The following is a 10,515-nucleotide window of genomic DNA, read 5'->3' as shown; positions in this document are numbered from 1 at the left end:
TTTACAAAAGAATCATGCGATTCTTTTGATTATCCGGTATTAGCCCCGGTTTCCCGGGGTTATCCCAGTCTCTAAGGCAGGTTGCCCACGTGTTACTCACCCGTCCGCCGCTCGTTCCACAGGCGTCACCCCGAAGGGATCTGCCTGCTTCCCGCGCTCGACTTGCATGTATTAGGCACGCCGCCAGCGTTCGTCCTGAGCCAGGATCAAACTCTCCATAAAATTGGATTATTTGATACAAGCTGTAAAGCGATTGCTCGCTTTGTTTCTTTTATAAAGAAATTAACAGACGCTTGACTTTCATTCAATTTTCAAAGGACAACCATTCACATGCCGCTCTTTCAGCGACTCTTAAAATTATACTTTAAACAAAAAGTAAAGTCAATAACTTTTTTTGAACTTTTTTTGAACACATCGCTTCTCTTTTCGGCGACAAGTAATAATATAACATCGCTGCTAACGAAAAGCAATAGTTATTTCAAAAAAGAATCGCGAAAGATTTTTTTGTGAGAGAGCAATAACAGCCTCTCGTTCTTTCACGGAATTTCTATTATACGGATTTTAGAATACAAGTCAACACTTTATTGTTTACTAAATAATGGTACTACCAATCACACTACTACCATCACAATTCTTGTATTGGGCTTGTCCTACTGATTCATTTCTCTCTACCGTGTTTTCTCATTTAAAACGGTAAAATAAATAAATCGACTGCTACTAACATGAGGACCCCTGGAAAACCTAGTAACCCAGAAACCGATACTGTAAATAGATTAATCGGAAGATGGTATTCAAACACCCCTCCAAAGACATTTAATAAAAACAGAGCAACAGCCCCAACGACTAAGCGTACAAAAATACTGCCCGTCCACTTCATCCATTTTGTTGAGGGTCCGAGTAAAAGAAACAAACATATTCCAATCCCTGCTAATGAAGCTATTACAATAGGGTCCATACTTTGTCTCCCCTCCCTTCTATTTCTTTTCTCTTCTTATACATATGCAACGGCTTCCTCTATATTCTATGAAGATGGACTACTTCTGTTTTTATCTTTTCCCGGGAATATCCCACTTTGCTTGGCTGTAATGATGCATAGTATAGAAACCGTGATCCATTTACTACCTTCTATGATGTCCCTCCTATTGAGTTGAAATGCTTCGTAATTTTATTCGCGTAAAGCACAGGACGTGCTAGTGTTCGCTTACGCAGGAAATGTTGACTATTGCGTTGCAAACAGGAACGTTTGCGCTTTTAGCAAAAGAACATTCATCTGTAGGCCTCAGTAGGCTTTGCCGCCAAGAGCAGGGTTGAAGTGACCTCAAGCCGATGGCGCCCGAAGCTGAATCTCAAAAACGCCAATGAACATACTTCCTTATAGTTGTACAAAAAAACTGCCACAGTGATCTGTGACAGTTACGTATTCTTGTATCCATTTACTTTACGATAACGGGCTTCTTTCATTAAAAAAATGTATTTTGATCTCCACAATTTTAATTCTATCAGTACCTCTTCTGATGGTTCAATGCTGTTCGCCAATACTTCTTCATACCGGTCAAGCTCTGCTTTCGTTTCATGTATTTTTTCAACTAACCGTTTATTTTCAGAACGACGTATACTTTCTTTACGAAATAACATAAAGCGCCCACCTACAATTCTCTGCGTCCTTCCATTGCTTTGGAAAGAGTCACTTCATCGGCGTACTCTAAATCTCCTCCGATCGGCAACCCGTGGGCAATCCGTGTCACTTTTATCCCTGTTGGTTTTATCAAACGAGAAATGTACATTGCTGTTGCTTCCCCTTCAATGGTAGGGTTTGTAGCAATAATCACCTCTTGAATCTGATCATCCTGCAGACGCTTAATCAGATCAGGGATATTAATGTCTTCTGGCCCGACACCGTCCATTGGGGAAATTGCTCCGTGCAGGACATGATACAACCCACCATACTCACGCATTTTCTCCATCGCAATCACATCTTTTGCATCTTGAACCACACAAACAACCGATTGATCTCTTTCTTTATCTTCACATATTCTGCAAGGATCTACATCCGTGATGTGATGACACACGGAGCAGTAAGTCAACTCTCGTTTAGCGTTGACCAGTGACTTCGCAAATTCCAGTACATCGTCTTCTTTCATATCTAAAACATAAAAAGCCAGGCGGCTCGCCGTCTTAGGACCGACACCCGGCAATTTCATGAAGCCATCTATTAACTTAGAAATAGGTGTTGGGTATTGCACATGATCCTCCTTCTAGAACATCCCTGGCATATTTAACCCTTTCGTGAATTTGCCGAGATCCTGTTCTACTAATTCATCCACTTTTTTAAGTGCCTCATTCATTGCAGCTAGAATCAGGTCTTGAAGCATTTCTACGTCTTCAGGATCGACCACATCTTCATCAATCTCTATATCAACAATTCGCTTGTCTCCTGCAGCGGTAACTTTAACAGCCCCGCCACCAGCTGTTGCTTCTACTGTTTTATCCTTTAATTCTTCTTGGGCTTTTTGCATTTGTTTTTGCATTTTTTGCATTTGCTTCATCATGTTTCCCATGTTTTTCATATTCGTTAGCCTCCATTATTTTTCTTCTATTATTTCCACTAAGTCTTCTCCAACTAACTTGATAGCTTCGTCAATGATAGGATCTTCTCCTTCTTTTTCATCGCCGTTCTCTCCACTTTCTCCCTCTATTCCTTTTTTGTAGGCCTCCTTTAACTTCTCCCATTGAGGCGCAAGAATAGTGACAATGTGAAGAGGCTTCCCACAAGTCTCTGTCAGGCTTTGATCCACCATTTCACGAAACTTCGTATCAACCATATTACGATGCATTTCGTTCTGAAAAGCAAGCAACACCTCTGTGCCATTGGAAACGACGGGCTTTGCATCGCTAAGCCACGCATGAGCGGGTACACTTTGCTGTTTCACGAGCTTCATGACATCTGCCCAGGAACTTTGCACAAGTTGAAGCTCTTTCTTTGTCGCTTCACTAACGATTCCCTGTGCTCGTTTATTTCCACCTATCGTAGACGCTATTTTACGGGAAGTGTTTTCCCGTGATGGAGACGTTGCTTTCGGAACGTGATCCTTGTTAGTTTCACTTTCTTTCGGTGCTTGTTCTTGCCAATGCTTTACTTCACGTTTCAGCTCTGACAGTTGAGTCTTCAGTTCTGTTAACTCTTTATTTGTGACCTGGGCATTTGAATCATTCTCCCCTTGCTGTTTCCCAGATTGGCAAATGTGAATAAGAGCCATCTCTAAAAAAATCTTAGGATGGCTTGCCCATTTCATCTCCTGATGGTGTTCATTCAAACGATGAATAATCTCATACAGCCAATCAGAACTTGTTTCCTCCGCGAGAGAGCGGAACGACTCATCCACGGTCACTCGATTCAGTACTTCATCTAGTTCTGGTGCCGTTTGATAAAGAAGCATATCCCTGAAGTAATAGATAAGATCCTCCATAAATTGCAATGGATCTTTTCCTTCCTGAATCATGGAGTTAGCCGCCTCAAGCGCAGAGGCTGTGTCTTTTTCACGCAACGCCGTCACGACTTTTGTTAAAAATTGTTGCGAGACCGCACCGGTGATTGCTAATACATCCCCTGCTTGGACTACGTCTGTTGAAAAGGAAACAGCTTGGTCCAAGAGACTGAGAGCATCCCGCATCCCGCCTTCTGCCGCACGAGCAATCAAGTACAATGCTTCTTCTTCCGCTTCCCATCCTTGCTCCGCTAAGATATACTTCATGCGATCTACAATATCCTCAGTCGTAATCCGTTTAAAATCAAACCTCTGACACCGAGAGATAATAGTTAAAGGAATTTTATGCGGTTCCGTCGTAGCCAAGATAAAAATGGCATGCTTCGGCGGCTCTTCTAATGTCTTTAACAAAGCGTTAAAAGCTCCTGTCGAGAGCATATGGACTTCATCAATAATATATACTTTATATCGGACGTCTCGGGGAGCCGCAATCACATTTTCCCGGATATAACGAATTTCATCTACCCCATTGTTGGAAGCAGCATCAATTTCAATGACATCGACTACCGAACCGTCCGAAATTCCGCGACAAGCCCGGCATTCATTGCATGGTTCTTTTATTGGTGCATGCTCACAATTGACGGCCTTCGCAATAATTTTGGCGGCACTGGTCTTCCCTGTTCCCCGCGGGCCGCTAAACAGATAAGCGTGCGAAAACTTTTCTTCCACGAGAGCATTTTGAAGTGTTGTGGTAATATGCTTTTGGCCCGTTACATCTTCTAGTGACTGCGGGCGCCATACCCGGTAAAGCGCCTTATAGCTCATCCCCGAAACCCCCTCTCTTTCTTCTTATCCTTCATTCTTCCATTATACCTTTTCGCTTATCGCATTTCAAAACTATACCATGGATAGAAGAAGAACTTTTTTCATAAAAGACAGGCGTTCAGGTAAGAGGAAATTATCGTGATCTCTTTCCCTTTCCGGTCCCAACTTTAAAAATATGTTTAAACGTCTTTCCCATTTTATGTAGATGTAAAAAAAGAACCGTCCCTGTAAGGAACCGTTCCGGTCATTAGTATGTATTAAAGCCGTGCACCTTCCGTCGGCAATGCTTCCATAAGCGTTACCCGAGCAGTTAGCTCGGCCCAGGCTACTCTGCGGCACACAGAAGAGTCCGCTTACTGCTGCTTCCTTCCGGACCTGACAGGGTTCACGGGTTTCCGTTGCGCAGAACCCGGACGTCTACACCACTTACTCGGGGCAGACCCTACGGAAACAAAGCCTCGGGAAGGGATTCGGTCTCGCTATAGCGGATTGCGAGTACAGGGCACCGCTACCTCCCCACTTAGCACGGCAAATTTGATAACTTTTTTAGGCGCTTTTTATAGCGCACTGATTAGTATATCTTTTTTTTATCAATAATGCAATAGCAAAAAATCCTATAGACAATCATTACATCTAAGTATTCGTTACGTGAAGTGAATTTACCTCTGTTAAGCTTTTAATTCCTTTTTTTCCAACTCTGTAATTTTTTCCATAATCACCTGAGGCGGTGTGTGAATAATGTGTTCGACCGGCATTTGAAGTTTTTCCGCTAGTTTTTGGGCTGTTTCAGCAGAGAATTGATTGGAACGCACCATTTTCCCCTCCCGCTTTTCATTTACTAGAATAATATACCACGGCTTTTCTGCGAATCCAATTACATATTCATCCCCGATACTTACCTTCCCGCTATTTGTTCTTTCTTAACCTCTTCTTTTCTCTTATTTCTTTAAAAAAAGAGGTCAGCACATTTCCACATTCTTCAGCGAGCACTCCTTTTTCTACCTCACATTGGTGATTAAAACGTTGTTCCTCTAACAAATTCATCAATGTACCAGCGCATCCCGCCTTTGGGTCTTCTGCCCCAAATACTACACGAGGGATACGCGACTGGACAATCGCCCCTGCACACATTGGGCAAGGTTCTAAGGTTACGTATATTGTACAATCTTCGAGGCGCCAGCTCCCTAGATGATGGCAGGCCTCCTGAATCGCAATGATTTCTGCATGGGTTACAGAGGATTGAGTGGTTTCCCTCTGATTCATGCCTGCCCCAATTACCTTCCCTTGATGAACAATAATACAGCCAATAGGTACCTCTCCTATTGTCCGGGCTTTTTCCGCCATTTGGATAGCTTGCCGCATCCATTCCATGTCGCTTTTTTCTTCTATTTCCACCGCTATCCAACCCTTCTCTTGTTCTACTTCAACTACGCTCCCGATACTTTTTCAATCGTCTCATCAATGCGGACTGGGTCATTCCTAATTTTTCAGCTGTCTTCCTAGTTGTCTTATATTGCTTATACGCATCTTCAATAATATTTCTCTCGATTGATTCCAATGTTTCCGACAATGTTTTGTCTTTTAACTGGCTCACGTAGTCGAAAGAAAATTCGTGCTGAGAGCGAACGTAGGGAGGAAGATCAGCGATAGTCACTTCATTCCCAGACACCATTACAACGAACCGTTCCACTAAATTCTCCAACTCTCTAATATTACCCGGCCAATGATATTCTTCTAGAATGTCTACTACTTCTGGATGTAGAGTTACATTTCGCTGGTGTTTTTCATTGTACTTTTGCAAAAAGAACTGTAGTAAATGAAAAATATCTGTTTTTCTCTCACGGAGCGACGGAACAACAATAGGTAATACATATAACCTGTAAAATAAATCAGAGCGAAACTTTCCTTTTTCTACCTCTTCCTCTAGATTTTTATTTGTCGCTGCGATAACCCGGACATCCGCGGATTGATACGAAGTGCTTCCAACCGGTAAGTATCTTTTTTGTTGTAAAAATTGAAGGAACTTTGTCTGCAGGCTTAAGGGCAGCTCGCCAACCTCATCTAAGAACAAGGTTCCACGGTCTGCCATTTGTATAAGCCCCGCTTTCCCACCAGCGCTTGCTCCTGTAAACGCCCCTTTCGTATATCCAAACAACTCCGACTCGATTAATGTTTCCGGGATGGCTCCACAATTCACTTCAACAAACGGAGCTTCGTTTCGTTCACTATATTGATGAATTTTCGAAGCTACTACATTTTTCCCTACCCCTGTTTCACCAGTGAGAAGTACCGTTGTGTCTGTAACTGCCACCTTATCTACAGCATCTACTAACTTTTGATACGCTCTGCTTTTGCCAATAAAGAAGTCATGGGATGCTTCCATTTGACGTTGATTTTTTATCTTCATAATTTCTTGAGTGTACCGTTTTAACAGTGCTTGTGTATCTGCTAGTTCAGAGTTCGTACGAACCACTTCTGTAATATCTCTAGCATGAGCTACAATCCCTTCTATTTCTCCATGAGAATCTATGATAGGATGACCGGTAGTGATATACTTCCTTTCTTTATCTGTCATCTGAACGGTACTAACCGTTTCCAAGGAATCTAACACCATTTTTGTTACAGAGGGCATAAATACTCTTTCCCTCTCCAGCTCACCCGCTGTTTTCCCGATAATTTCAGATCGGCTTGTGTTCGCTAAATTTTCACAGGCATCGTTTAACCATACTACTCTACCGTTTCCATCTGCGATTAAAATACCGTCAGAGATCGCATTAAGAATATCTTTAAAATATGGTGTTTCAACTAGTCTTTCATGTATTTTCAATGTATTCACCTGTTTCTAGTAGCGTTTCGATTATCACATTATAACAAACTTTTGAATCGATTTCGAATCTGAATCGTTTAACATTTGCCACAAAAGGATTTTTTGAACCATTTTTGAATCTAAATTTCTATTTATTGAATCGATCGTATGAGAAGACGTGCAAAATAAGAGGTGTTTTATCAAAAAATAAGGGATGAAACGGCAGGACAATTGGCATTAATCTTGCAATTATTATATATGTAGGATTTATCCCCCTTACTTACAACTTACTAAAGAGAGGTTATGTAAAATGACAAACTCTGCAACTCATATTAATATTAACCGTCTAATGGATTGGATTGAAAACGATAGTGCAAGGGTCGGAGGACTCGACCGCGGTGGAATTTGCCGCTTAGCCCTTACTGATGAAGACAAGACAATAAGAGATTTATTTATCCAATGGATGGAAGACATTCATTTAAAAGTTAGAGTTGATGACTTTGGTAACATGTATGGACGCTTGGAAGGAACGGATCCAGAAGCTGCTCCAGTTGTTATCGGTTCTCACCTCGATACCCAGCCTGAAGGAGGACGTTATGACGGCATCCTTGGTGTACTATCTGGGTTAGAAGTGCTGTATACACTTAGAGAAAATAATATTACCCCTACTCGGTCTATTGAATTAATTTGTTTCACCAATGAAGAAGGAGCCCGGTTTGCTCCTCCTATCTTAGGAGCTGGCGGTCTTGCTAATGTGTTTAGTAAGGATTTTGTCTATTCCCGGACAGACAAAGATGGAAAGTCATTCATCGATGAACTGAAACGCATCGACTACCAGGGGAAGGAAGAAAATCGTATCCAGCACATGCACAGCTTTATTGAGCTTCATATTGAACAAGGACCCGTGTTAGAACAGAAAGGGTTAGACATTGGAGTTGTCACAGGCATACAAGGCATGAATTGGCTGGAGGTCACCGTGAAGGGAGAAGCAGATCATGCCGGCCCGACACCAATGAACATGCGTAAAGATCCTATGATGGCTTCTGCCGCAATGATGACGGAAGTGCGCTCCATGGTTGTAAATCATGATGACGAAGCTACTGTAACCGTTGGACAATTCGGTCTTCAGCCAGGATCTATTAATTGTGTTCCCGGAGAAGTAACATTCACCGTAGATATCCGACATTCGAGTGACACTCAAAGAGAATCTCTCGTAGAACAAGCAAAAAAGATTATAAAGACAATAGCAGATCAGCAACATGTAACGTGTGAGATCCATCCCATCTGGGAAACACCATCTAGTCATTTCAGCAAACATCTGACTGACCAACTATCAGAAGCCGCGAATCAGTTAGGTTATTCCTATCAGGAAATGATCAGTGGTGCAGGACACGACGCGAAGTATATAAATGAAATGGCGCCTACTGCTATGATCTTTGTCCCTAGCGCTAATGGAAAAAGTCACTGCCAAGAAGAATTTACAGACAAATCATTCATTGAAAAAGGTGCCAACGTTCTATTGAATACTGTGCAACAACTTACAGAAAACAGAGAGTCTATCCAATAAAACACCTCTTCCAATACAATGAAATAAGGAGAATGACATCATGAATGCGGACTTAATTATTAAGAATGCAACCATCCATACGATGGATGACAATCGCCCAAAAGCAGATCAAATAGCTGTTAAAGATGGAAAAATTATTGCTTTTGACCAGGAAGCAGCCTTGCTGCAAGGTGAGGAAACGGAAGTGATTGATGCCGATGGAAGAGTCGTGTTGCCAGGCATCATAGAAAGCCACGCTCACCCGCTGCACTATGCCAATAACTTGCTTCAACTTGATTTGAGAACAGAAACCGCTCCTTCGATCACTGATATTTTAGAAGCCGTTTCCAAACGCGCTCAAGAGATTCCTGAAGGAGAATGGATTCTCGGTATGGGGTGGGACGACAGCAAATTAAAAGAAAAACGGTTTCCGTCATTCGAGGAGTTATCGGAGGCCGCTCCCCATCACCCCGTTTTCTTAAAAAGGACATGTGTCCATAATGCCGTCGCTAATCGTAAAGCATTCGAGGCCAGTGGTATCTCAGAAGACCCAGTCGACCCTGACGGAGGTCATTTCCATCGAAATTCTGATGGAACAGTAAGTGGTCTCATTCAGGAAAATGCCATGATGGAGTTTGCTATTCCTTCCGTGACCATTAATCAACTGAAGGATGCGATGCGGGAAGCACAAGAACACTTCTTCCAATGGGGAATTACCACGATTCATGACATGGCCGTTTCCAAAAAAGAATTAACAGTGTATCAGGAATTATGCAAAGAAGGCGGTTTTCCACTCAAAGTACGGATGTGGCTTTGGGGCATCGATCAGATGGGATGGCAAGGTGTCGAAGAAGAAGCACTAGCCCTTGGATTACAAAGCGGCTTAGGGGACGACCATTTAAACATACAAGGTCTTAAATACATGCTAGATGGAAGTGTCGGCGGACGCACTGCCGCTTTGGCAGAACCCTTCGTAGACGATGGTGACAACCGCGGAATCCTTTACATGCCTCAAGAGAAGATTAATAAACATGTGAGCCGCGCTGTCGCTAATGGAATGAGAGTTTCCATTCACGGGATTGGGGAACGTGCAGTAGAGATGGCTCTTCAGGCCATTGAACAAGCTGCACCTCTTGACGAAAATAAAAAACACCGACATCGTATTGAACATTGTGCGCTTCCATCAGAAGAGCAGTTAGAGAGAATTGCCTCTCAAGAAATCGTTGCCGGATCATCCATAGGGTTTATCTATGCTATCGGGGACAGCTATTGGAACAATCTCGGTGAAGAAAGAGCACGTCGTGTATTCCCGCACGCTTCTTTCCGGAAACATGGAATCGTCTCTCCAGGTAACTCGGACATGCCTGTCTGTCCAGGAAACCCATTTTTCGGCATGTATGCTGCTGTAACACGTACAACGGTTGGCGGTCAACAACTAGGTACAGAGGAAACCATCCCTGTAGAAGAGGCAGTCAAAGCGTACACTGCCGATGCGGCCTACAGCGGATTTGATGATACGATCATAGGTACACTCAGTGAAGGAAAATATGCAGATATAGTCATTCTAGAAGATAATCCATTTACGATTCCGGAAGAAAAAATAAAAGATATTCAAGTTTCTCAAACAATAGTAGAAGGGGAAACTGTTTATAAAAGAGAAAACAGCTAACATATGCAAAAAGCGCGCACTCCTCTTACGTGTACAGGAAGTGTGCGCTTTTCATTCTTGTTTTAGCTCTCAAGCAGTTGGTTTTCTGTCAAATGGGTTGAGGTAACTCTGTAGGCGGAGGCAGAGGCCGCAGAGAAAAAACTCGCTTTCTGCGGACGAACGGCCGAGCCTCCTAAATATTGTA

General features: G+C 42.7%; 10 protein-coding genes, 1 rRNA gene and 1 other RNA gene. 2 read left to right on the top strand and 10 right to left on the bottom strand.

Going from position 1 to position 10,515, the window contains the following annotated elements; all coding sequences use genetic code 11:
- The 10 genes from BM095_RS07735 to BM095_RS07690 form a co-directional block, all read right to left on the bottom strand.
- A 16S ribosomal RNA gene (locus BM095_RS07735) occupies window positions 1-222 on the bottom strand; the annotation flags it as partial.
- 463 nt (window positions 223-685) lie between these two features.
- On the bottom strand, window positions 686-955 hold the full coding sequence (locus tag BM095_RS07730) for a pro-sigmaK processing inhibitor BofA family protein (RefSeq protein ID WP_091659728.1): 270 nt from the start codon (window positions 953-955) through the stop codon (window positions 686-688).
- A 458-nt stretch (window positions 956-1,413) separates the two neighbouring features.
- A complete protein-coding gene (locus BM095_RS07725; protein ID WP_091659726.1) occupies window positions 1,414-1,635 on the bottom strand; it encodes a YaaL family protein in 222 nt (73 codons plus the stop codon).
- 11 nt (window positions 1,636-1,646) lie between these two features.
- Window positions 1,647-2,243, bottom strand: coding sequence for a recombination mediator RecR (gene recR, locus BM095_RS07720; RefSeq protein ID WP_091659723.1), 597 nt, complete (start codon window positions 2,241-2,243; stop codon window positions 1,647-1,649).
- Window positions 2,244-2,255: 12 nt separating this feature from the next.
- The gene (locus BM095_RS07715; RefSeq protein WP_091659720.1) at window positions 2,256-2,567 is read right to left on the bottom strand and encodes a YbaB/EbfC family nucleoid-associated protein; all 312 of its coding nucleotides are present in this window, start codon (window positions 2,565-2,567) and stop codon (window positions 2,256-2,258) included.
- 15 nt (window positions 2,568-2,582) lie between these two features.
- Window positions 2,583-4,310: a DNA polymerase III subunit gamma/tau gene (dnaX, locus tag BM095_RS07710; RefSeq protein ID WP_091659717.1), complete on the bottom strand. Its 1,728-nt coding sequence runs from the start codon at window positions 4,308-4,310 to the stop codon at window positions 2,583-2,585.
- A 263-nt stretch (window positions 4,311-4,573) separates the two neighbouring features.
- Window positions 4,574-4,839, bottom strand: an RNA gene (gene ffs, locus BM095_RS07705) — signal recognition particle sRNA large type.
- 139 nt (window positions 4,840-4,978) lie between these two features.
- Complete coding sequence (locus BM095_RS07700; protein WP_407639141.1) at window positions 4,979-5,125, bottom strand: YycC family protein; 147 nt, start codon at window positions 5,123-5,125, stop codon at window positions 4,979-4,981.
- A gap of 91 nt (window positions 5,126-5,216) precedes the next feature.
- Entirely contained in the window at window positions 5,217-5,681 is a 465-nt protein-coding gene (gene tadA, locus BM095_RS07695; RefSeq protein WP_091659877.1) for a tRNA adenosine(34) deaminase TadA, read from the bottom strand.
- A gap of 52 nt (window positions 5,682-5,733) precedes the next feature.
- A complete protein-coding gene (locus BM095_RS07690; protein ID WP_091659715.1) occupies window positions 5,734-7,137 on the bottom strand; it encodes a sigma-54 interaction domain-containing protein in 1,404 nt (467 codons plus the stop codon).
- A 289-nt stretch (window positions 7,138-7,426) separates the two neighbouring features.
- Between BM095_RS07690 and BM095_RS07685 the strand changes: the two genes are divergently transcribed.
- Both BM095_RS07685 and BM095_RS07680 read left to right on the top strand, forming a co-directional pair.
- Entirely contained in the window at window positions 7,427-8,683 is a 1,257-nt protein-coding gene (locus BM095_RS07685) for a Zn-dependent hydrolase (protein ID WP_091659712.1), read from the top strand.
- A 40-nt stretch (window positions 8,684-8,723) separates the two neighbouring features.
- A complete protein-coding gene (locus BM095_RS07680; RefSeq protein WP_091659709.1) occupies window positions 8,724-10,331 on the top strand; it encodes an amidohydrolase in 1,608 nt (535 codons plus the stop codon).
- Window positions 10,332-10,515 lie beyond the last annotated feature (184 nt).

Origin of the sequence: Alteribacillus iranensis (genome assembly GCF_900113025.1) — a bacterium.
Taxonomy (GTDB): domain Bacteria; phylum Bacillota; class Bacilli; order Bacillales; family Marinococcaceae; genus Alteribacillus_A; species Alteribacillus_A iranensis.
The sequence above is the reverse complement of the archived record's forward strand: the minus strand, read 5'-3'. Positions and strand labels throughout refer to the sequence as shown.

Coding starts and splice junctions, on each gene's coding strand:
- BM095_RS07715 (WP_091659720.1), bottom strand. CDS start 2,567: ATGAAAAACATGGGAAACATGATGAAGCAAATGCAAAAAATGCAAAAA.
- tadA (WP_091659877.1), bottom strand. CDS start 5,681: ATGGAATGGATGCGGCAAGCTATCCAAATGGCGGAAAAAGCCCGGACA.
- BM095_RS07680 (WP_091659709.1), top strand. CDS start 8,724: ATGAATGCGGACTTAATTATTAAGAATGCAACCATCCATACGATGGAT.
- BM095_RS07725 (WP_091659726.1), bottom strand. CDS start 1,635: ATGTTATTTCGTAAAGAAAGTATACGTCGTTCTGAAAATAAACGGTTA.
- BM095_RS07685 (WP_091659712.1), top strand. CDS start 7,427: ATGACAAACTCTGCAACTCATATTAATATTAACCGTCTAATGGATTGG.
- BM095_RS07700 (WP_407639141.1), bottom strand. CDS start 5,125: ATGGTGCGTTCCAATCAATTCTCTGCTGAAACAGCCCAAAAACTAGCG.
- dnaX (WP_091659717.1), bottom strand. CDS start 4,310: ATGAGCTATAAGGCGCTTTACCGGGTATGGCGCCCGCAGTCACTAGAA.
- BM095_RS07730 (WP_091659728.1), bottom strand. CDS start 955: ATGGACCCTATTGTAATAGCTTCATTAGCAGGGATTGGAATATGTTTG.